Here is a 22688-nt window from a genome sequence, read left to right as displayed (position 1 = left end):
CCTTTTTTATTTCCGAAATTCAATTCATACATGAAATAAACTTTAATTTTAATGTTATCAATATGTTGAATTGATATTAAAATTAAAATGGAAATTGTTTTTGATTTTGGAAAAATAATGCGTAGTCTTAATTGTGTTGAGCGAAAAGCAGACAACGATCTTTCACTCGCGCCAACTGGATCAACCAAGAGGAGCAGCACAATGACGCAACAGGCGACAATCACTGACGAACTGGCCTTCGGCCAGCCTTATGGCGAGCAGGAAAAGCAGATCTTAACGCCTGAGGCGGTGGAGTTCCTGGCGGAACTGGTGAGCCGCTTTACGCCTGAGCGCAATAAGCTGCTGGCGGCACGTATCCAGCAGCAGCAGGACATTGACGACGGAAGGCTGCCGGATTTTATTTCGGAAACGGCTTCCATTCGTAACGGTGACTGGACGATTCGCGGTATTCCGGCCAATTTACAGGATCGTCGGGTGGAGATTACCGGCCCGGTTGAACGTAAGATGGTGATTAATGCCCTGAATGCTAACGTAAAAGTATTTATGGCTGACTTTGAGGATTCGCTGGCGCCTGACTGGAACAAAGTCATCGATGGTCAGATAAACCTGCGCGATGCGGTCAACGGCACCATCAGCTATACCAACGAAGCGGGGAAAATCTACCAGCTGAAGCCAGACCCTGCGGTGCTGGTTTGCCGGGTACGCGGTCTGCACCTGCCGGAAAAACACGTCACCTGGCGCGGGGAGTCGATTCCCGGCAGCCTGTTTGATTTCGCGCTCTACTTCTTCCATAACCACCAGGCGCTGCTGGCGAAAGGAAGCGGCCCCTATTTCTATCTGCCGAAGACCCAGGCCTGGCAGGAAGCGGCCTGGTGGAGCGACGTTTTCAGCTACACCGAAGATCGCTTTGAACTGCCGCGCGGCACCATCAAGGCGACGCTGCTGATTGAAACGCTGCCGGCGGTGTTCCAGATGGATGAAATTCTCCACGCGCTGCGGGACCACATCGTTGGCCTGAACTGCGGACGTTGGGACTACATTTTCAGCTACATCAAAACGTTAAAAAACCATGCTGACCGTGTCTTACCTGACCGCCAGGTGGTGACGATGGACAAATCGTTCCTCAACGCCTATTCACGCCTGCTGATAAAAACCTGCCACAAGCGCGGCGCGTTTGCGATGGGCGGCATGGCGGCCTTTATCCCCAGCAAAGATGCCGAACGCAACCGTCAGGTGCTCGGCAAAGTCACCGCCGATAAAGAGCTGGAGGCCAAAAACGGCCATGACGGCACCTGGATTGCCCACCCGGGCCTCGCGGATACGGCGATGGAGGTTTTCAATCGCGTGCTGGGCGAACGGACTAACCAGCTGGATGTCAGCCGGGAACAGGATGAGCCGATTACCGCCGAACAGCTGCTGGAGCCCTGCGACGGCGAGCGCACCGAAGCCGGGATGCGCGCCAACATTCGCGTGGCGGTGCAGTACATCGAAGCCTGGATCTCCGGCAACGGCTGCGTACCGATTTATGGCCTGATGGAAGATGCGGCCACCGCCGAAATCTCGCGCACCTCTATCTGGCAATGGATCCATCATCAGAAGACGCTGAGCGACGGGACGCCGGTAACCAAAGCGCTGTTCCGCCAATGGCTGAGCGAGGAGCTGATGGTTATTCAGGACGAGCTGGGCGAACACCGCTACAGCAGCGGCCGCTTTGACGATGCCGCGCGGCTGATGGAACAAATCACTACCTCAGATGAACTGATCGATTTCTTAACGTTGCCTGGCTACCGCCTGCTGGCGTAATTCACCCACTCGTGACCCTATGGAGCATCTGCACATGAAAACTCGTACTCAGCAAATCGAAGAATTAAACCAGGAGTGGACACAGCCGCGCTGGGAAGGCATTACCCGCCCGTACAGCGCGGAAGAAGTGGTGAAATTACGCGGTTCGGTCAACCCGGAATGTACCCTGGCGCAGCTCGGTGCGGCCAAAATGTGGCGACTGCTGCACGGCGGTTCGAAAAAGGGCTATATCAACAGCCTGGGCGCACTGACCGGCGGGCAGGCGCTGCAGCAGGCGAAGGCGGGGATCGAGGCGATTTATCTCTCCGGCTGGCAGGTGGCGGCGGATGCCAACCTCGCTTCCAGCATGTATCCGGATCAATCGCTGTACCCGGCGAACTCGGTGCCGGCGGTGGTCGATCGGATCAATAATACCTTCCGTCGCGCCGATCAGATCCAGTGGTCTGCCGGTATTGAAGCAGACGATCCGCGCTATACCGACTATTTCCTGCCGATCGTGGCGGATGCTGAAGCCGGCTTCGGCGGCGTGCTGAATGCGTTTGAGCTGATGAAATCGATGATTGAGGCCGGTGCAGCGGCGGTTCACTTTGAAGATCAGCTGGCGTCGGTGAAAAAATGCGGCCATATGGGCGGAAAAGTGCTGGTTCCGACGCAGGAAGCGATCCAGAAACTGGTGGCCGCTCGCCTGGCGGCCGACGTCATGGGCGTACCGACGCTGGTCATCGCCCGCACCGACGCCGACGCGGCGGATCTGATCACCTCCGACTGCGATCCGTACGATCGTGAATTTATTACCGGCGATCGCACCAGTGAAGGTTTCTTCCGCACCCATGCCGGCATTGAGCAGGCGATCAGCCGCGGCCTGGCCTACGCGCCTTACGCCGACCTCGTATGGTGCGAAACGTCGAAGCCCGATCTTGAGCAGGCTAAGCGCTTTGCCGAAGCTATTCACGCCCGCTTTCCGGGCAAGCTGCTGGCCTACAACTGCTCGCCGTCGTTTAACTGGAAGAAAAACCTCGATGACGCCACCATCGCTCGCTTCCAGCAGTCGCTGTCCGATATGGGCTACAAATATCAGTTCATTACTCTGGCTGGCATCCACAGCATGTGGTTCAACATGTTCGACCTCGCCCGCTCCTACGCGCAGGGCGAGGGGATGAAGCACTACGTTGAGAAGGTTCAGCAGCCGGAGTTCGCCGCCGCAGCGGAAGGATACACCTTCGTTTCCCACCAGCAGGAGGTGGGCACCGGCTATTTCGACAAGGTGACGACGATTATCCAGGGAGGCGCCTCTTCGGTAACGGCGTTAACCGGTTCAACGGAAGAAGAGCAGTTCTGATAGGTTTCCCCCTCTCCCTTGCCGGAAGGGGGCTGGGGTGAGGGGGACGATATGACGCGTGGCCTGGAATTATTGATCGCACAGACGATTTTGCAGGGATTTGACGCCCAGTACGGGCGTTTTCTTGAGGTCACCTCGGGCGCGCAGCAGCGCTTTGAGCACGCCGACTGGCACGCCGTTCAGCAGGCGATGAAGCAGCGCATCCATCTCTACGATCACCACGTCGGCCTGGTGGTTGAACAGCTGCGCTGTATTACCGAAGGCAAAAGTACCGACGTCGATTTTTTACTGCGGGTGAAAGAGCACTATACCCACCTGCTGCCGGATTACCCTCGCTTCGAAATTGCGGAGAGCTTTTTCAACTCCGTCTATTGCCGGTTGTTTGACCACCGCTCGCTGACTCCCGAGCGGCTCTTTATTTTCAGCTCGCAGCCGGAACGCAGCTTCCGCTCCATTCCCCGCCCGCTGGCGAAAACGTTTTTCCCCGATCGCGGCTGGGAAACGCTATTAAGCAAGGTGTTATCCGATCTCCCCCTGCGGCTGGCGTGGCAAAATAAGGCGCGGGATATTGGCTATATTACCGCCTGCCTGGAGGAAGCTCTCGGCAGCGAGATGCTCTCCCGCTCCCATCTGCAAATAGCCAACGAACTCTTTTATCGCAATAAGGCGGCCTGGCTGGTCGGCAAACTGGTGACGCCGGTGGCGACGCTGCCCTTTTTGCTGCCTGTCCATCGCAGCGATGAAGGCGAGCTGTTTATTGATGCCTGCCTGACCACTCACGCGGAGGCGAGCATCGTCTTTGGCTTTGCGCGCTCCTATTTTATGGTTTACGCCCCGCTGCCCGGGGCGCTGGTTGAGTGGCTGCGCGAGATCCTGCCGGGGAAAACCACCGCTGAACTGTACATGGCGATTGGCTGCCAGAAACACGCGAAAACGGAAAGCTACCGCGAATATCTGCACTACATCGCCCGCAGCGACGAACAGTTTATCGAGGCGCCGGGCATCCGCGGGATGGTAATGCTGGTCTTTACCCTGCCGGGCTTCGACCGGGTATTTAAGATCATCAAGGACCGCTTTGCGCCGCAAAAGGAGATGACCGCCGCCCACGTCCGCGCCTGCTATCAGCTGGTTAAAGAGCACGATCGCGTCGGGCGCATGGCCGATACCCAGGAGTTTGAAAACTTCGTGCTGGATAAGCGGCAAATCGCGCCGCAGCTGATGGCGCTGCTGCAATCGGAAGCCGGGGCTAAAATTACCGACCTTGGCGATCGGATTGCCATCAGCCATCTCTATATCGAGCGGCGCATGGTGCCGCTGAACATCTGGCTGGAGCAGGTTGACGGCCAGGCGCTGCGCGATGCGGTCGAAGAGTACGGCAACGCCATTCGCCAGCTGGCCGCTGCCAATATCTTCCCCGGAGACATGCTATTTAAGAACTTCGGCGTGACCCGCCACGGCCGGGTGGTGTTCTACGATTACGATGAGATTTGCTACATGACGGAGGTTAATTTCCGCGAGATCCCGCCGCCGCGCTATCCGGAAGATGAGCTGGCGAGCGAGCCGTGGTACAGCGTGTCGCCGGGGGACGTTTTCCCGGAAGAGTTCCGCCACTGGCTCTGCGCGGACCCGCGTATCGGGCCGCTGTTTGAGGAGATGCACGCCGATCTGCTGCGGGCCGACTACTGGCGCGAGCTGCAGACGCGCATTCGCAGCGGCCACGTGGAGGATGTCTACGCCTACCGCCGCCGCCAGCGCTTTTGCGTGCGCTACGGCGCGATGCGGCAGGCGGGCTAGGTCAGGTGTAAAAGTAGCGCACCACGTGGAAGAACACCGGCGCGGCAAAGCAGAGGGAATCAATCCTGTCCATCATGCCGCAGTGCCCTTCCAGCATGGCGCCAAAATCCTTCACTCCCCGATCGCGCTTGATTGCCGACATGCACAGGCCGCCCGCGAACCCCAGCAGGGTGATCAGCAGAGAGATAAAAAAGGCCTGAATCATGCTGAACGGCGTAACCCAGAACAGGGCCGCGCCCACCAGGCTGGCGCTCAGAATCCCGCCCACGAAGCCTTCCACCGTTTTGTTCGGGCTCAGCTTCGGCACGATAGGACGCTTGCCCCACAGCTTGCCGAACACGTACTGCAGCACGTCGGAAATCTGCACGACGATCATCATGAACAGCACCAGCTTGATGTTCTCGCCGGCAAAACCCGGAATATCGATCATCAGCAGCGCCGGCGCATGGCTGACGCAGTACACCGCAATCATCAGGCTCCACTGAATCTTGGCGCAGCGCTCCAGGAAGTGGGTGGTATCGCTGGCCAGCGCGATGCGGGCAGGAATAAACAGGAACGCATAAACCGGAATAAATATCACGAACAGGCTGTACCACTCGATCCCCACCAGCAGGTACTGCAGCGGCAGGATCACGAAAAAGCACCAAAACAGCGCCTCGTGGTCGCCCCGGCGGGTGGGGGTCAGGGTGACGCATTCGCGCAGCGCATAGAAGGACATCAGCGCGAATAAAATCACCGAGCCGATGGGGCCGATGAGCATGGCGAAGACCGAAATGATGCACATGACCCACCAGGCGCGAATTCTGGCGTTGAGATTGGCGATGGTTTCGTTCTGCTTTCTGAGCGACAGCAGATAGCCAATCAGGCTCGCAATAACCAGCAGGGAAAACAGTCCCGCCAGCAGCAGCAGGAGCTGATGATCGATATTATGCATGGGATAGCGCCTCCAGCGCTGATTTCGCGCGGGCTAAAAACGCCGCTTTTGTTTCGCCTTCCGCCGGGCCATCCAGCGGTTCGCCGAAGGTGGCGCTGCAGATAATCGGTACCACCAGCCTGGAGCCTTTCGGGAGCACCCGGTTCAGGTTTTCCAGCCAGACGGGCACCAGCCGGACGTCGGGGTGGCGCTGCATCAGGTGGTACAGGCCGCTTTTAAACTCGCCCAGCTCGTCGCCGCTGCCGCGGGTGCCCTCGGGAAAGAAAATGAGCGACTCGCTGTTTTCCAGCACGGCGACCAGCGGCGCGAGGGGATCTTCGCCTGAGGACGGCGACGCCGCCCGGCCTTTACGCTCAATCAGCACCGCCCCGAAGATGCGGGAGGCCAGGTAGCGGCGCAGTCGGCTCTTTTTCCAGTAATCCGCGGCGGCGACGGGATGGACGTTTTCGCGCATCGCGGTAGGCAGGCTGGCCCAGATCACCAGCCCGTCGAGATGGCTGCTGTGGTTGGCGAAGTAGAGCGTGGCCTGCCCGGGCTGCGGAGTGGATCTCCAGCGCGATTTAATGCCCGTCAGCAGCCGGCATATGCTGACCAGCAGCGCCCGTACCAGCGCTTTGTCCGGCGAAAAGCTCATGGTGATTCTCCTGCGTTAAGATCCTGGATAATGAGTCGCGCCCGGCTGATGCAGGTGACGAGAGCGCCCAGCAGAATCAGCCACAGAACCGCTAAAAAGCCCTGCTGGCTCCACTGCGGAAACGCGGCCGCCAGCAGCGAGACCGCGGTCAGCAGCGCCATGCGATGCTGTTTGGCCATTGGGCCGCTGAAGCGCTGGGGCAGTCCGCAGGTGCCCCCAAGCAGGCGGATATAGGCGGTGGCGATCGCCAGCAGCGCGCAGCCCCAGCCGAGCGCTTCCGCCGATGGGTAAAGCGTGATGCCGTAGCCCACGCCGAGCAGCAGCAGCGTGTCGGATACGCGATCGGGAAGCTCGTTATAAACGGCGCCTGCCGGGCTGCGCAGACCGCCCTCGACGGCGACCATCCCGTCAAGAAGGTTGCAGATTAATCGTCCCTGAATGCCGACGGCGGCGGCGATAAAGAGGATCCGCTGCCCGATTTCACCTTCAACCCTCCATGCGGCCAGATAGCACAGCGCGGAGAGCGCGGCAAAGGCGATTCTGAAGAGAGAGATACCGTTCGGCGTACAGCCTTTACGGCGTAGATACCGCGCGGCGGCGGTGGCCCAGCGAGTCTCGCGTGCCCGGATGGGGCGGCGATCCTGGATTTCCTTTTCCATAGTTGCGTGCTCATTTTTGTTTTAAGAGCACATATTATATACAGCTTTCGCGGAAATTAACGCATACCGCTGCAGGCCAGGATCGTCTCGCTCGCGGTTCAGGGCAACGGCGCATCGGCGGCCTCGATCAGCGCGAACTCTTCATAAACCAGCTCCATCTCCGGCGACCAGCTCCCTTCGCGCTCGAAGAACGCCCGGTGAGCCTGCTGCCAGTAGCGCAGGCTCAAATCGCCTTCGCCTTCCAGCGCGGCGAGCTCCGCGGTCATCTCATTAAAGCGAATAATTCTGAGCGCCAGGGTACGGATAACGCAAACCGGCTCGCTCGCGCCGTTGAGCACGATGTGCCAGGCGCCGGGAGTGACCGGCGGATTTTCCTGCCGATAGCTAGCAAGCGAACCGCAGGTGCCGCGCTTTTTGCCGGCGATAACCAGCGCCGCCAGCTCGTCGGCCAGCTCGGGGGAGTCGCCAAATGACCAGCAGAAGGCGCCGGGATAGCGCTGCTGCCAAAGGGCCTGCAGATCGTTCATCTCAGCGAACCCCGCCGTAGGCCAGGGTTACCTCTTTGGCGGCTTTAATCGCCAGCGCGCCCAGCTCGGTGACGCGATCGTCGGTCATCCGCGAGATGGGCCCGGAGATGGAGATAGCGGCAAACGGCTCGCGATGTTCGTCATAGATGCAGGAAGCGACGCAGCGCAGGCCCAGAGCGTGCTCTTCATCATCGAAGGAGTAGCCGCGCTTGCGGGTCTGGGCCAGGTCCTCTTTCAGATGCACCGGCGATACCAGCGTGGCGTGGGTGTAGGCGTGCAGGCCCTTGCGGTGCAGGAGGCCGGTGACCTGCTCTTCGCTCAGCTGTGACAGGAAGGCTTTACCCGCGCCGGAGGCGTGCATCGGCAGCTTGCCGCCAATCGGCGCCGACATGCGCATCAGCTGGGTGCACTGCACCTGGTCGATGATAATCGCCTGATGGTCGCCCTGATCCAGCACCGCCAGGTTGACCGTTTCGCCGGAATCTTCCATCAGCTGGCGCAGAATAGGGTGGACGATGGCCAGCAGGTTGCGGCTTTGCAGAAAGCTGCTGCCGACCACAAAGGCGTGGGCGCCTACCGACCAGTGCCCGAGCTCGCCCACCTGGCGCACGAAGCCCAGCTGCTGCATGGTCGTCAGCAGGCGGTGGGTTGTCGAATTCGGCAGGCCGGCCTGCTGCGCCAGCTCGGTTAAGGCGACGCTGCCGTGCGATTCAGAAATCCATTCGAGTAATTTTAGCCCACGGGTAAGCGACTGAACCTGTCCGCCAGCCTGAGGGGCGGCGGGCGTCACGGGTTTTCTGCCGCGCTTTGCGGGAACGGGAGTGGCCATCGCAGATTCCTTTTTCTGTATCGTGGAAATAGTTTTCGTTTTATTTGCCCATTTTGCAATCACAACCGGACTGATCGGAGGAGTGAAACTGAACATGTCTCATATTGTCCGCCGTTCCCTTTCCCGCCCCTGTGGTTTATGCCAGTATGGTTTGTTGAGTTTTTCGGTCTGGTTGAGCGTTGTCGGGAGCGAGTGTGAGCAGCAAAGTTGAGCAACTGCATCAGCAGTTAAAAAAACGTATTTTGGTTCTGGATGGCGGCATGGGCACCATGATCCAGGGCTATCGTCTGAGTGAAGAGGAGTTCCGCGGCGCGCGCTTTGCCGACTGGCCCTGCGATCTGAAAGGCAATAACGACCTGCTGGTGCTCAGCAAGCCGGACGTGATCCGCGCCATTCACGACGCCTACTTCGAGGCCGGGGCGGATATCATTGAAACCAACACCTTTAACTCGACGACGATCGCGATGGCGGATTACCAGATGGAATCCCTGTCGGCGGAAATCAACTTTGCCGCGGCGCAGCTGGCGCGCGCCAGCGCCGACGCGTGGACCGCCCGCACGCCGGACAAGCCGCGCTACGTCGCGGGCGTTCTCGGCCCGACCAACCGCACCGCCTCCATCTCTCCTGACGTTAACGACCCGGCCTACCGCAACATCACCTTCGACGGGCTGGTGGAAGCCTACCGCGAGTCAACGAAGGCGCTGGTGGAAGGGGGCGTCGACCTGATTATGATCGAGACGGTGTTCGACACCCTCAACGCCAAAGCGGCGATCTTTGCCGTGAAAGAGGAGTTTGAGGCGCTGGGCGTGGAGCTGCCGATCATGATCTCCGGCACCATCACCGATGCCTCCGGACGCACGCTCTCCGGGCAAACCACCGAAGCCTTTTATAACTCGCTGCGCCACGCCGATGCGTTCACCTTCGGCCTCAACTGCGCCCTCGGCCCGGACGAGCTGCGCCAGTACGTGCAGGAGCTCTCGCGCATCGCCGAATGCTACGTCACCGCGCACCCCAACGCGGGCCTGCCGAACGCCTTTGGCGAATACGATCTGGACGCTGATACCATGGCCGCGCAGATTCGCGAATGGGCTGAATCCGGGTTCCTGAATATCGTCGGCGGCTGCTGCGGCACCACCCCGGAGCATATCGCGGCCATGTCGCGCGCCGTGGCCGGCCTTGCGCCGCGCGCGCTGCCGGAAATCCCGGAGGCCTGCCGCCTCTCCGGCCTTGAGCCGCTGAATATCGGCGACGACAGCCTGTTTGTTAACGTCGGCGAACGGACCAACGTGACCGGCTCCGCGAAGTTTAAGCGCCTGATCAAAGAAGAAAAATATAACGAAGCGCTGGACGTAGCCCGCCAGCAGGTCGAGAGCGGCGCGCAGATTATCGATATCAACATGGATGAGGGGATGCTCGACGCGGAAGCGGCGATGGTGCGTTTCCTCAACCTGATTGCCGGCGAGCCCGATATTGCCCGGGTGCCGATTATGATCGACTCCTCGAAGTGGGAGGTCATCGAAAAGGGCCTGAAGTGCATTCAGGGCAAAGGCATCGTCAACTCTATCTCAATGAAAGAGGGGATCGAGCCGTTTATCGATCATGCTAAAAAAGTGCGCCGCTACGGCGCCGCCGTGGTGGTGATGGCCTTCGACGAGCAGGGCCAGGCCGATACCCGCGCGCGCAAAATCGAGATTTGCCGCCGGGCATACAAAATTCTGACCGAAGAGGTGGGCTTCCCGCCGGAAGATATTATCTTCGACCCCAATATCTTCGCGGTGGCGACCGGTATTGAAGAGCACAACAACTACGCGCAGGACTTTATCGGCGCCTGTGAAGATATTAAACGCGAGCTGCCGCACGCGCTGATTTCCGGCGGCGTCTCCAACGTCTCGTTCTCCTTCCGCGGCAACGATCCGGTCCGCGAGGCGATTCACGCCGTCTTCCTCTACTACGCCATTCGCAACGGCATGGACATGGGGATTGTTAACGCCGGGCAGCTGGCGATTTATGACGACCTGCCCGCCGAACTGCGCGATGCCGTCGAAGACGTGATCCTCAATCGCCATGACGAGGGCACCGATCGCCTGCTGGAACTGGCGGAAAAGTATCGCGGCAGCAAAACGGACGACTCTGCCAACGCCCAGCAGGCGGAATGGCGCAGCTGGGACGTTAAAAAGCGCCTTGAATACTCGCTGGTGAAAGGGATCACCGAATTTATCGAGCTCGACACCGAAGAGGCGCGTCAGCAGTCGGCCCGCCCCATTGAGGTGATTGAAGGCCCGCTGATGGACGGCATGAACGTGGTGGGCGATCTGTTCGGCGAGGGTAAAATGTTCCTCCCGCAGGTGGTGAAATCGGCCCGCGTGATGAAGCAGGCGGTGGCCTACCTCGAACCGTACATTGAAGCCAGCAAAGAAAAAGGTTCCAGCAACGGCAAGATGGTGATCGCCACCGTCAAAGGCGACGTGCACGACATCGGTAAAAACATCGTCGGCGTGGTGCTGCAGTGTAATAACTACGAAATCATCGATCTGGGGGTGATGGTCCCGGCGGACAAAATCCTCAAAACCGCCCGTGAAGTGAATGCCGACCTGATTGGCCTCTCCGGGCTGATTACCCCGTCGCTGGATGAAATGGTCAACGTGGCGAAAGAGATGGAGCGCCAGGGCTTTACCCTGCCGCTGCTGATTGGCGGCGCCACCACCTCCAAAGCGCATACGGCGGTCAAAATCGAGCAGAACTACAGCGGCCCGACGGTCTACGTGCAGAACGCCTCGCGTACCGTGGGCGTGGTCTCAGCCCTGCTCTCGGCTACCCAGCGCGATGATTTTGTCGCCCGTACGCGTAAAGAGTATGAAGCCGTGCGTATCCAGCACGGACGCAAGAAGCCGCGCACTCCGCCGGTTACCCTGGCGGCCGCTCGCGAAAACGATCTGGCCTTTGACTGGGAGAACTATACGCCGCCGGTGGCCCATCGCCTCGGCGTGCAGGAAGTTGAGGCCAGCATCGAAACGCTGCGTAACTATATCGACTGGACGCCGTTCTTTATGACCTGGTCGCTGGCCGGGAAATACCCGCGCATCCTCGAAGATGACGTGGTGGGCGAAGAGGCGCAGCGGCTGTTTAAAGATGCCAACGATCTGCTGGACAAGCTGAGCGCGGAGAAGTCGCTGAACCCGCGCGGGGTGGTGGGATTATTCCCGGCTAACCGCGTCGGCGACGACATCGAAATTTACCGCGACGAGACGCGCACCCACGTTCTGACCGTCAGCCATCACCTGCGCCAGCAGACCGAGAAAGTCGGGTTTGCCAACTACTGCCTCGCTGATTTTGTTGCGCCGAAGCTGAGCGGTAAGGCCGACTATCTTGGCGCGTTCGCGGTTACCGGCGGGCTGGAGGAAGATGCGCTGGCCGAGGCCTTTGACGCTCAGCACGATGATTACAACAAAATCATGGTCAAGGCGATTGCCGACCGTCTGGCCGAGGCGTTTGCGGAGTATCTGCACGAACGGGTGCGCAAGGTTTACTGGGGCTATGCCGCCAACGAGAACCTCAGCAACGAGGAGCTGATCCGCGAGAACTATCAGGGGATCCGCCCGGCGCCGGGCTATCCGGCCTGTCCGGAGCATACCGAAAAAGCCGTTATCTGGGAGCTGCTGGACGTGGAGGCGCATACCGGCATGAAGCTGACCGAATCGTTCGCCATGTGGCCGGGCGCTTCTGTCTCCGGCTGGTACTTCAGCCATCCTGACAGCAAGTACTACGCCGTGGCGCAGATCCAGCGCGATCAGGTTGAAGACTACGCTCTGCGTAAAGGGATGACCCCTGGCGAAGTTGAGCGCTGGCTGGCGCCAAACCTGGGCTATGACGCGGACTAGCCGCAGCCTGTCACAAATTTGTCATCTTATCTTACAACTTACAGGGCGCTCAGAGGGCGCCCTGTCTCTTTATTGCTGCTAAACCCTTATACTGGGGTATTGCTTCAGAACGCCCGGACGATGTAGCCCGGCTACGCACAGCGCCGCCGGGGGAATTCCGTATCGGGTTATCTGCATTTATCCGTCGGATAATAAGGAGAACAACAATCCGTGTTAACTCTGCTACACCTGCTGTCTGCCGTCGCCCTGCTGGTTTGGGGCACCCATATTGTTCGTACCGGCGTGATGCGCGTCTATGGCGCGCGCCTGCGTTCCGTTCTCAGCAGTAGCGTCGAGAAAAAGCCGCTCGCCTTCTGCGCCGGTATTGGCGTCACCGCTCTGGTCCAGAGCAGCAACGCCACCACCATGCTGGTCACCTCGTTTGTCGCCCAGGACCTGGTCGCGCTGGCGCCGGCGTTGGTGATCGTGCTGGGCGCCGACGTCGGGACCGCGCTGATGGCGAGGGTGCTGACTTTCGACCTCTCGTGGCTCTCGCCGCTGCTGATTTTTATCGGCGTGATTTTCTTCCTTGGCCGCAAGCAAACCCGCGCCGGACAGCTGGGGCGGGTCGGTATCGGGCTGGGGCTGATTTTATTAGCGCTGGAGCTGATCGTGCAGGCGGTGCACCCCATCACCCAGGCCAACGGCGTGCAGGTGATATTCGCCTCGCTGACCGGCGATATCATGCTGGATGCGCTGATTGGCGCCATGTTCGCCATCGTGAGCTACTCCAGCCTCGCGGCGGTGCTGTTAACCGCCACGCTCACCTCCACCGGCGTGATTTCGTTCCCGGTTGCGCTGTGCCTGGTGATCGGCGCCAACCTCGGCTCCGGGATCCTGGCGATGATTAACAACAGCGCCGCCAACGCCGCCGCGCGCCGCGTCGCGCTTGGCAGCCTGCTGTTTAAGCTGGTGGGCAGCCTGATTATCCTGCCGTTTGTCCACCTGCTGGCGAATACGATGCACAGGCTGCCGCTACCGGAGGCGGAGCTGGTGATTTACTTCCACGTCTTCTACAACCTAATCCGCTGCGTGGCGATGGTGCCGTTCGCCGAGCCGATGGCCCGGCTCTGCAGGCGCCTGATTCAGGAAGAGCCGGATCAGGATCTGCACCTGAAGCCGAAGCATCTCGACCCCTCGGCGCTGGATACGCCGGCCCTGGCGTTGGCCAACGCCGCGCGCGAGACGTTGCGCATTGGCGACGCCATGGAGCAGATGCTGGACGGCCTGCGCAAGGTGATGCACGGCGAGCCGCGGGAAGAGAAGGCGCTGCGTCGGCTAGCGGACGATATCAACGTGCTCTATACCGCCATCAAGCTCTATCTGGCGCGGATGCCGAAAGATGAGCTGGCCGAAGAGGAGTCTCGCCGCTGGGCGGAGATTATCGAAATGGCGCTCAACCTCGAGCAGGCGTCCGATATCGTTGAGAGAATGGGCAGCGAAATTGCCGATAAATCGCTGGCCGCGCGGCGGGCGTTCTCCGTTGAAGGATTGAAGGAGCTGGACGGCCTGTACGATCAGCTGCTGAGCAACCTCCAGCTGGCGATGTCGGTCTTCTTCTCCAGCGACGTCCCGAGCGCCCGGCGCCTGCGCCGCAACAAGCATCGTTTCCGCATTATGAACCGCCGCTACTCGCACGCGCACGTCGATCGCCTCCATCAGCAGAACGTGCAGAGCATTGAAACCAGCTCGCTGCATCTCGGGCTGCTGGGCGATATGAAGCGTCTCAACTCGCTGTTCTGTTCGGTTGCCTACAGCGTGATGGAGCAGCCGGACGAAGATGACGAGCGGGACGACTATTAAGCGCTAAGGCCGCCGGCCGGACGCAGTGCCCGAGGAAATCCTCCCAGGCGCTGCGGCTCCCCGGCGGGGAAAGCGGTTAAAAGCGGTGGCCGGCTTCGACAGGGACCGCGTCTTTTCCGGCGGTAAACACCAGCGTCGGGTTCGGGCCGCCGAGGGTGGCGTGACCGTCAGCAACCTGAATCCAGTTTCCTTCCGGCAGGCCGATAACCACCAGCTCCGGCGCCACCACCAGCAGCTCACGGATCCGCTGTTCGCGGGTTTCGCCTTTATGCCCTTCCGGCAGGGCGTTGGTGAAGTGCGGGTTAATCTGCAGCGGGAATAGCCCCAGGGCGTCAAACCCCTGAGGGTCAACGATCGGCATATCGTTGGTGGTGCGGATGGTTGGGCAGGCGAGATTGGCGCCGGCGCTCCAGCCGATATAGAGCGCGCCGCGCCTGACCACGTCCTCCACCGGCGCCAGCAGGCCGCGCGTACGGCACTCTTTGAGCACCTGGAAGGTATTGCCGCCGCCGACGATGACCACGTCGGCGGTCTCAATTGCCGCGATAGGGTCCGCGACGCTGTGGATCCCGGTGACGGTTACGCCGAGAGGGGCAAAGACCGCAGCGGTTTTAGCGGTGTAATCATCCCAGCTCTGCGTGACGCCGGCAAAAGGGATAAACACCGCCGAACGACGGCCGTTTAGCTGCCCGGAAATGACCGGCAGCGCGTGTTCCAGCCATGCCTTGCCGGGCAGGGTTGAGTTACTCAGTAGCAGTAGTTCCATCTTTTCTCCGTGATAACCGCCGTCGTTCAGGCCGTTTGCGCCTGGCGGAGCCGCGAAGCGCGTCGCTGCGCCTGAACGCTTTTGGTCTGGCCATAATGACAAAGTCGGCTGGCGATCCTACCACCGCTTGCCCTCGCGCTCGCTGATGTGGCTCACGATGTTGTCAGGTTGCGACACACCGCGTCGCCGCAGCCTGCGATTCGCGATTAATCATGGCTAATATCCTCCGCATGGGCCAGCAGATACTGCTCGGCTTCGCCGGACCAGATCCCGTGGTGGCGTTCCATAATTGCCGCCAGCGCCGGATCGGCAATGCTGCCCAGCGGAGTCAGCGGAAGCGATTTCCCGGTATAAACCAGCTTCTTGCCGCCGCCGACGGCCGGTAAATCGAGGGTGGTTTCCCCGGCGGCGTTGAGCCCAAGAATATGGGTCACCACCTTCGCCGCCTGCACCTTTTTCGCCTGCATCAGCGCAACCGCGGCGCGCATATCGTCGGTGTTGCCGCCGGAGGTACCGACATAGTGGGTAAAGGCGTAGTGAACGTCGTAAAAGTTAACCGGCGCGCTAAACTGTTTATCCTGCGGGCCGGCGAAGAAGTTCAGGCAGCCGTCGGCGGCCAGCAGCGAGGAGGCCAGGGTAATCAGCTCCTCTTTCGGCACGAAAACGAAAATATCATCAAACCCGTAGCCGCCGGTCAGCGCCATCAGCGTCTCCCGGCTGGCGTCACGGCCGTCGAGGTAGTGGATCAGCGTCTGCGGTTCTGAAGGATAGTGCCGACGGGCGTAGCTCAGCTTGGGCTGATTGGTGTCGGTGACCACCAGCAGAGAGGGGTTGATCGGGCCGTGCAGGGCATAGTCGATCGCCAGCAGGCCCATCGGGCCGGTGCCGCCGAGGATCAGGGTGCGCCCCCGCGGGCGGATGCCCATCGTATGATTATAGGTGCCTTCTTGCAGGTGATAGTTGGCGTTGAAGGCGCCGATGACGCAGGAGAGCGGCTCAACCAGCGAGCCTTCAAACCAGGTATCGCCCTCCCAGGGGAGCAGGCAGTCCTGGGTCATCACCTCGTCGGGGATCACCACGTGGGTGGCTTCGCCGCCGATCCACGGGAAGGAGTAGCCGGGGCAATCCGGGCGATCCGGCAGCTGCAGGTTGGCCTGAATCACGTAGCGCTGGCCGGCGTGGAACTTATGCTGCCACTTTTTGCCGACCGCGAGGATTTCGCCGCAAAACTCATGGCCGATGATAATCGGGTTGAGCGCAACATCGTCCGGGACCTTTTTATGGTCCTCGCCCTGATTGGCCTCTTTCCAGGAGGAGAGACACAGGCTGTCGGTCACCACCCGGGCGAGAATTTCATCCTCCCCCATCGCCGGGAGTTCGAAGGTTTCCAGGCGCAGATCGCGTTTGCCATAAAGACGTAGAGCCGTCGTTTTCATATTTACCACCTCATCCCCTTTACTGCGGGGTTAGTTTATTGAAACCGCCCCGACGGCAGCGCCGGGGCGAAAGATCAGGACAGGAAGCCCAGCGCGTTACCGATAATCCCGAGGCCAAACAGGGCGAAGATCAGCCACACCGGGTTCACCTTCTTATTGAGCAGGCGCACCATCAGCAGGGTCAGCGTCAGCGCCAGCAGGCCCGGGCAAAGCTGGTCGAGGATGTTCTGTACGGTCATGGTGACGGTGGCGCCGTCAGCGCCCGGGGTTTGGGAGACCACCAGCGGCACGTTGATGGTGGTCCACTTCGTCACCAGCACGCCCATGACGAACAGGCCGAGGATTGAGGCGCCCTCGGTGAGCTTTTGCAGCAGGTTGCCGCCCATATCCCTGACGATGTTGACCCCTTTACGGAAGCCAAGCTGCAGGCCGTACCACTTCATAGCCAGACGTATCGCGTTGAAAATAAAGAAGAACAGCAGCGGACCAAGAATATTGCCGGAGAGCGCCAGCGAGGCGCCGAGCGCGGCGGTAATCGGGCGCAGGGTTCCCCAGACCAGCGGATCGCCGACCCCGGCCAGCGGACCCATCAGTCCGACCTTGATGCCGTTAATCGCGCCGTCGTCAATCGCCGCGCCGTTGGCGCGCGCCTCTTCCATCGCGGCGGTGACGCCCAGCACCGGGCCGCAAACCGCGGGCGTGGTATTGAAGAACACCAGGTGACGCCTGAGGGCCGCAACCTGATCCTCCTTCAGCGGGTAGAGGCGTTTGATCGCCGGGATCATGTCATAGCAAAATCCCAGGCCATGAATACGTTCGAAGTTAAAAGAGGCCTGCTGCAGGTTGGAGCGCAGAAACATGCTAACCAGGTCGCCTTGCGTGAGTTTTTTCTGTTCCATGGTCGGCTCCATCAGTCGTCAAGTTGGTCAATGGCGTTGGAAGAGGCGGCGTTAGCCTGGGGTTCAGGCCTGCGCCACTGCGGATTGAGCTGGATATAAATCAGCGCGATGATGACCCCCACGCAGCCGAAGGCCAGCAGGCTAAAGTTGAGGTAACCGCCGGCGAGAAAACCAAGGAAAAAGAAGGGCATCAGATATTTCACGCCCATCATGCGCAGGACCATGGCATAGCCAACGACGACGATAAAACCGCCGGCAATTTGCAGGCCGCGGGTCACGAATTCCGGAATGGCATTCAGCATGCTGCTGACCATATCGGCGCTGACGAACATCGACACCACCAGCGCCGGAATGGCGACGCGTAGTGCCTGAACGCCGAGCGCCGAGACGTGCAGCAGATCGATGGTGTGAAAGCGGGCCTCTTCGGCGGCTTTATCCGCCGCGTGCTGGAAGACCACCGTAATGGTGCGGGCAAAGACGGTCAGTACCTGTCCGGCCGCGGCAACCGGCAGGGCGATGGCGATACCGGTCGTGATGCTTTGTTGGCCGACGATGACTAAAATGGCTGCAATGATGCTGGCGAGGGCTGAATCCGGAGACTGCGCCGCGCCGACGTTCATCCAGCCGAGGGCGATCAGCTCCAGGGTTCCGCCGAGCATAATTCCGGTTTTTAAATCACCGAGAATCAGACCGATCGCCGTACAGGCGATTAACGGGCGGTGGGTCTGGAACTCATCCAGCACGCTGCCCATTCCGGCAATACAGGAAAATATAAATATGGCGATTATTTGTAGGGTACTTATTTCCATAATATGTCACCTTGAGGGTATACGAATCCCTGCCCGTTACGGCATTAATATGGGGTCGTTGAGGCGCGCAGATTAATACAGGCGCTGTTTTGTTATTCTGTAATGGACTGCTCAGCTATTTTATCGAGAATATTTACCGACGGATCCGATGCGACGACGCGTAAATCCAGCCTGACGCCTGATTTATCCAGTTCGCGAAACGCATGAATATCCGCCTCATCTAATGAGACCGCCTTGGTTAATTGTTTTTTACCCGGTCGCCAGGCCATCCCGCCAATATTTAAGGTGGTAATATTCACGCCCTGGCGGACCATCGTTAAGACATCCTGGGGATTGGTGAATAAATAAAAAACGGATTCGTTTTGATATTGCGGGTTATGATAAACGGCAACCGCTTTTTCGAGATTAACGACGTTAACCTTCATTCCCGGCGGCGCGGCCTGGCGGAGCAGGGTTCGGCGTACCTCATCGTTATACACATCGTCGTTGCAGATAATAATGCGCCGGGCATTGGCCACTTTGCACCAGACGGTGGTTACCTGGCCGTGGATCAGCCGGTCATCGATACGGGCGAGCGTTACGTTCATCAGAAATCCTCCTCAACGGTTTGCGGGAGCCGCCAGACCACGCAGCACTGGCTGGCGATTGCGCTCAAATGGTCGCACAGGGCATCAACGGTCATGGAGTGCTGGTTATCCACCAGCTCCAGCGCCAGCGGCAGAGAGAGGCCGCTGATCACCCGTAGCTGCGGGTTGTTCATCGCCAGTCCGGCGGCGGCATTCCACGGGCTACCGCACTGTAAATCGACGGCAATCAGCCACTCATTGGTGTTGTGGGTGCTTACTAACTTTTCCAGCTTCGTGGCGATATCGCCGGTATTTTCGCCGGGGACAAACGCCACGGCGCTGACGCTGACGTCGCCGTAGACCATGCGGACAGAGTCCAGCATGGCGCAGGCCAGCTGGCCGTGGGCGCAGAAAATAGCGTTGACCATACGATCTCCTTAACCGCGGGTTTTACCGCCGGCAATGTTAGTGGTTACTCCGGTTATATAGCTCGCACGCTCTGAAAGCAGGTAGCAAACGTAGTCCGCCACCTCGCTCAGACGCCCGGCGCGGCCGATGGGAATCGCGTTTTTGCTATAGCCCTCGCGCAGCTGTTCAACGCTGATGCCGCGGGTCCAGGCCAGCGCTTCTTCATACTCCGGCGTGCGCAGCCCGGTTTTTTCCAGAATGCCCGGCGCGACGCCCACCACGCGGATACCGTGTTTGCCCAGCTCCTTCGACCATGAACGGGTGAAGCTATTCAGCGCCGCCTTGGTGGCCGCATAGCAGCTCTGGCCCTCGGAGCCTTCCAGCCCGCTTTCTGACGAGACGTTAACAATCACCCCCGCGCGCTGCTTCACCATCTGCCGGGCGACCGCCTGCGACATTAAAAAGACGCCTTTTTGGTTAATGTTGACCATTTTCTCAAAGGCCGCTTCATTTAGCTCATAGCGGCCGGCGGGGGCCTTTTCATCAACTAACAGCCGGGGGAAGTTAACCCCGGCGTTATTCACCAGGCCATCGATGCGTCCGCCGCGCTGAATAATTTGCTCGATGCTGTGCTTCACTTCGCCGGCGTGGGAAATATCTGTCGGCCAGAACGTATAGTTTTCATTATCATGATATTTGTCGCCACCGTGAATATCGGCCATGTGCACCCTGGCGCCTTGTTTAATTAATTCATCGACAATGGCCAGGCCGATTCCGGAGGCGCCGCCGGTGACAATAACTATTTTATCTTTGAGGTTTAGCCATGTTTTCATCGTCGTGTTCTCGTTATTTAGATAAAGGGAGTCCGCGCCGCGCCGGCGGCGTGAATAGAGCTTCTTATTTTATTTCAGCAATAGCTCAGCGGTTTCTCTGTTCGTGACCAGACAATTAATGTAGCCGCCGTTCAGAGCGCCGACGATCCCGCTATATTTCTCCGCGCCGATGGCGATACCCACGGAATAGCGCGCGTGCTTCAACCGGGCGATATCAATAGAGAGGGTTTTTTCGTTCATATTGGTTTCAACGACGCCGCCGTTGATATCGTAAAAGCGCGAGCAAATATCGCCGGCGACCTGGCGGGCGTTGAGATCGTCGCTCTCTTCGCTGCCGTAAAACGCGTGCCAGTTCGCGCCGTCGCGGATCGCCGGGGAGCCGATCCCCACCAGCGCAATATCCAGATTGTCCCAGTAGGATGAGATAGTCTGAAAGTGACTGGACTGCATGATGCCGTTACGGATCAGGGTATTTTCCAGCAGCGCCGGGAAGTCGGCGAGATGCGACTCGGCCTTCAGCTTCGCCGCTGCGCTATAGGTCAAGGTGTTGACGTGGTAGCGGCTCTCCAGCTTACCGGAGGGGCCGCCGATAATCGGTACGCAGATCGCCTGCCGCGACTGGCTGGCCTGCGGCAGCGTTTCGACCAGCGCCCGCACCGCGCGTCCCCAGGAAAAGCCGATGATATCGCCGGGCTCCAGCAGCCGATCGACCAGCTGAGCGCCGTGCTGCCCGATGGTATTGAGCTGGTCCTCTTCCTGTGCCGAGCTGCAGGAAGCCACCACCGCCTCTTTAAGGGCAAATTTTTGCTTCAGCTGCTGCTCCAGCCACAGGTTTTCGTTGTAGTCATAGTTGATGGCGATGGTGACGATGCCCTGCTCGCGGCCGCGTTTTAGCAGGCGGCTAATCGTGGTGCGGTAAATACCCAGCTCGCGGGCAATCTGCGCCTGGGTCATGTCCTGCTCATAATAGAGCTGGGCAATTTTCACGATTAAGCGGATATCGTCGCTATTTTCGGCGGTCATCTGCGGGCTCCTGCACGTTTGTGCAAATCACGTTGTCGCTACCTTGATCTGATATAACCCCATCAACGACCGACCACAAAGCAATTTTCACCCGTTTCATTAGGCTATGGCGGGCGTTTGTATTGCACATTTGCTTATCCGCTCGCCGGCGGCTGGCACCTTTGTGCCGGATTGCCTAATCGCTTGATTCTGCTTATTTTCACCGGGCAAAATTGCAGGAGGTTCCGCGGGACACTTTTGTGTAGAAAGACGCGGCAGATCACATTTAGCGCCAGGGCGCCGGCGCGTGATTATTTTCGATTGCCCGCCGGCTGAGGTATATTTCTCGCTTTACATATAAAAGCGTTCAAGTTTTATCGAGGCGGCAGGAGAACGAACTCCCGGCAGCATAGAAATCTATGTGGTCGGCGTAGCCAACGCGGAGACAACTTGAAGGATGAAGTGTTTCAGGAGACGTCATGCTGTCCGACTCATCAACCCGACTCAATAAATACATCAGTGAAAGCGGAATTTGCTCGCGTCGCGAGGCGGATCGCTACATTGAACAAGGCAACGTGTTCCTCAACGGCAAGCGCGCCACCATTGGCGATCGGGTCGCTCCGGGCGATGTCGTGAAGGTCAACGGCCAGCTCATCGAGCCGCGTGAAGCGGAGGATCTGGTGTTTATCGCGCTGAATAAACCGGTGGGGATCGTCAGCACTACCGAGGACAGCGAACGCGACAACATCGTCGATTTTGTGAACCACAGCAAGCGCGTTTTTCCTATCGGCCGGCTGGATAAGGACTCCCAGGGGCTGATCTTCCTGACCAATCATGGCGATCTGGTGAATAAGATCCTGCGCGCCGGTAACGATCACGAAAAGGAGTACCTGGTGACCGTCGATAAGCCGGTGACCGACGAGTTCGTGCGCGGGCTGGGGGCGGGCGTACCGATCCTCGGCACGGTAACGAAGAAGTGCAAAGTGAAAAAAGAGGCGCCGTTCGTCTTCCGCATTACCCTGGTTCAGGGGCTTAACCGGCAGATTCGCCGGATGTGCGAACACTTTGGCTATGAGGTGACGAAACTTGAGCGCACGCGAATTATGAATATCGGCCTGTCGGGATTACCCCTCGGCGAGTGGCGCGATCTGACGGATGATGAGCTGGTTGCGCTATTTAAGCTGATCGAGAATTCGTCCTCTGAGGCCAAACCGAAGGCGAAAGCGAAGCCGAAAACGGCGGGCATCAAACGTCCGGCGGTGAACGTGGAAAAGAGCAGCGAGAAAGGCCGCCCGGCGGCAAACGGCAAACGTTTTAACCAGCCGGGGCGGAAAAAGAAAGGGCGCTAGCGCCTGCCGCGCGTCGGCGTGTTCGCCGACCAGGAGAACGACGCGTCGCTGTCGGGTTTATAGGCCTGCTTTTTCTTGAGCTGGCGGGCCTTTTTGGCTTCAGCTTCGCGCAGCACCATCAGCTTATCGATGTACTCTTTTTTGACGGCGTTGGTTTCTGCGTTGGTCAGCAGGCGGCCGTGCGCGATTCTCGCCCGGTCCAGCAGCGTTTTTAGCTCGCGCTGCTCGCGCTCGGTCATATCTTGTTGCGTAATGCGGGGAAGTGCCATAGTAGAACCCTCAGTCAGCCGATAATTCAGTGTACGGCAATACCGGGTCGACTGACAGTCTGGTTACGCGCCGGGCGCTGAGAGGGCGGGAAAACGCCCGGACAGGCGCCGT

Annotated in this window: 20 protein-coding genes; 6 read left to right on the top strand and 14 right to left on the bottom strand. The window is 59.4% G+C overall.

All coding sequences use genetic code 11. The features are described 5' to 3' along the window. Window positions 1–201 precede the first annotated feature (201 nt). From aceB to aceK, 3 genes are read left to right on the top strand one after another with little or no spacing between them, the layout of a single operon-like run. A complete protein-coding gene (gene aceB / locus AC1M2H_RS26080) occupies window positions 202–1803 on the top strand; it encodes a malate synthase A (protein WP_480149629.1) in 1602 nt (533 codons plus the stop codon). A 34-nt stretch (window positions 1804–1837) separates the two neighbouring features. Then, window positions 1838–3142 (top strand): isocitrate lyase, encoded by a 1305-nt coding sequence (gene aceA / locus AC1M2H_RS26075; protein ID WP_480149628.1) that lies wholly within the window; start codon window positions 1838–1840, stop codon window positions 3140–3142. 51 nt (window positions 3143–3193) lie between these two features. Further along, window positions 3194–4936, top strand: a complete 1743-nt coding sequence (gene aceK / locus AC1M2H_RS26070) for a bifunctional isocitrate dehydrogenase kinase/phosphatase (protein ID WP_480149627.1) — start codon at window positions 3194–3196, stop codon at window positions 4934–4936. A gap of 1 nt (window position 4937) precedes the next feature. Here the strand turns inward: aceK and AC1M2H_RS26065 are convergent, their stop codons facing one another. From AC1M2H_RS26065 to iclR, 5 genes are all read right to left on the bottom strand, one after another. Beyond that, window positions 4938–5870 (bottom strand): phosphatidate cytidylyltransferase, encoded by a 933-nt coding sequence (locus tag AC1M2H_RS26065; protein ID WP_480149626.1) that lies wholly within the window; start codon window positions 5868–5870, stop codon window positions 4938–4940. Beyond that, window positions 5863–6504, bottom strand: coding sequence for a lysophospholipid acyltransferase family protein (locus AC1M2H_RS26060; protein ID WP_480149625.1), 642 nt, complete (start codon window positions 6502–6504; stop codon window positions 5863–5865). The genes AC1M2H_RS26065 and AC1M2H_RS26060 overlap by 8 nt, the downstream gene beginning before the upstream one ends. Next, window positions 6501–7163: a CDP-alcohol phosphatidyltransferase family protein gene (locus AC1M2H_RS26055; protein ID WP_480149624.1), complete on the bottom strand. Its 663-nt coding sequence runs from the start codon at window positions 7161–7163 to the stop codon at window positions 6501–6503. The genes AC1M2H_RS26060 and AC1M2H_RS26055 overlap by 4 nt, the downstream gene beginning before the upstream one ends. Window positions 7164–7261: 98 nt before the next feature. Beyond that, window positions 7262–7690, bottom strand: a complete 429-nt coding sequence (locus AC1M2H_RS26050) for an ASCH domain-containing protein (RefSeq protein ID WP_480149623.1) — start codon at window positions 7688–7690, stop codon at window positions 7262–7264. A 1-nt stretch (window position 7691) separates the two neighbouring features. Continuing rightward, the gene (iclR, locus tag AC1M2H_RS26045) at window positions 7692–8519 is read right to left on the bottom strand and encodes a glyoxylate bypass operon transcriptional repressor IclR (protein WP_480149622.1); all 828 of its coding nucleotides are present in this window, start codon (window positions 8517–8519) and stop codon (window positions 7692–7694) included. A 194-nt stretch (window positions 8520–8713) separates the two neighbouring features. On the opposite strand from iclR, the gene metH reads away from it, so the two are divergent. Continuing rightward, window positions 8714–12397 (top strand): methionine synthase, encoded by a 3684-nt coding sequence (gene metH, locus AC1M2H_RS26040; RefSeq protein ID WP_480149621.1) that lies wholly within the window; start codon window positions 8714–8716, stop codon window positions 12395–12397. A 210-nt stretch (window positions 12398–12607) separates the two neighbouring features. Further along, window positions 12608–14239 (top strand): Na/Pi cotransporter family protein, encoded by a 1632-nt coding sequence (locus AC1M2H_RS26035; RefSeq protein WP_480149620.1) that lies wholly within the window; start codon window positions 12608–12610, stop codon window positions 14237–14239. Between the two features lie 76 nt (window positions 14240–14315). On the opposite strand, the gene pepE is transcribed toward AC1M2H_RS26035, so the two are convergent. The 8 genes from pepE to AC1M2H_RS25995 form a co-directional block, all read right to left on the bottom strand. Then, on the bottom strand, window positions 14316–15005 hold the full coding sequence (gene pepE / locus AC1M2H_RS26030; RefSeq protein ID WP_480149619.1) for a dipeptidase PepE: 690 nt from the start codon (window positions 15003–15005) through the stop codon (window positions 14316–14318). A 206-nt stretch (window positions 15006–15211) separates the two neighbouring features. Next, a complete protein-coding gene (gene sorE / locus AC1M2H_RS26025; protein ID WP_480149618.1) occupies window positions 15212–16441 on the bottom strand; it encodes an L-sorbose 1-phosphate reductase in 1230 nt (409 codons plus the stop codon). A gap of 74 nt (window positions 16442–16515) precedes the next feature. After that, window positions 16516–17340, bottom strand: a complete 825-nt coding sequence (locus tag AC1M2H_RS26020) for a PTS system mannose/fructose/sorbose family transporter subunit IID (RefSeq protein ID WP_480149617.1) — start codon at window positions 17338–17340, stop codon at window positions 16516–16518. Between the two features lie 11 nt (window positions 17341–17351). After that, entirely contained in the window at window positions 17352–18149 is a 798-nt protein-coding gene (locus AC1M2H_RS26015; RefSeq protein ID WP_480149616.1) for a PTS mannose/fructose/sorbose transporter subunit IIC, read from the bottom strand. A 92-nt stretch (window positions 18150–18241) separates the two neighbouring features. Then, window positions 18242–18736, bottom strand: a complete 495-nt coding sequence (locus AC1M2H_RS26010) for a PTS sugar transporter subunit IIB (RefSeq protein WP_480149615.1) — start codon at window positions 18734–18736, stop codon at window positions 18242–18244. Then, complete coding sequence (locus AC1M2H_RS26005; protein ID WP_480149614.1) at window positions 18736–19143, bottom strand: mannose/fructose/sorbose PTS transporter subunit IIA; 408 nt, start codon at window positions 19141–19143, stop codon at window positions 18736–18738. The genes AC1M2H_RS26010 and AC1M2H_RS26005 overlap by 1 nt, the downstream gene beginning before the upstream one ends. Window positions 19144–19152: 9 nt before the next feature. Further along, window positions 19153–19956: an SDR family oxidoreductase gene (locus tag AC1M2H_RS26000; protein ID WP_480149613.1), complete on the bottom strand. Its 804-nt coding sequence runs from the start codon at window positions 19954–19956 to the stop codon at window positions 19153–19155. 69 nt (window positions 19957–20025) lie between these two features. Beyond that, window positions 20026–20979, bottom strand: a complete 954-nt coding sequence (locus tag AC1M2H_RS25995) for a sugar-binding transcriptional regulator (protein ID WP_426813489.1) — start codon at window positions 20977–20979, stop codon at window positions 20026–20028. Window positions 20980–21437: 458 nt separating this feature from the next. Here AC1M2H_RS25995 and rluF point away from each other — a divergent pair, with 458 nt between their 5' ends. Continuing rightward, on the top strand, window positions 21438–22307 hold the full coding sequence (rluF, locus tag AC1M2H_RS25990) for a 23S rRNA pseudouridine(2604) synthase RluF (RefSeq protein ID WP_480149612.1): 870 nt from the start codon (window positions 21438–21440) through the stop codon (window positions 22305–22307). On the opposite strand, the gene AC1M2H_RS25985 is transcribed toward rluF, so the two are convergent. Next, window positions 22304–22576 (bottom strand): YjbD family protein, encoded by a 273-nt coding sequence (locus AC1M2H_RS25985; RefSeq protein ID WP_123757723.1) that lies wholly within the window; start codon window positions 22574–22576, stop codon window positions 22304–22306. The two genes, rluF and AC1M2H_RS25985, sit on opposite strands and share 4 nt — an antisense overlap. Window positions 22577–22688 lie beyond the last annotated feature (112 nt).

Source organism: Klebsiella sp. F11, assembly GCF_056712265.1.
Note: the sequence above shows the minus strand (reverse complement) of the source record. Positions and strands in the feature narration are given on the sequence as shown.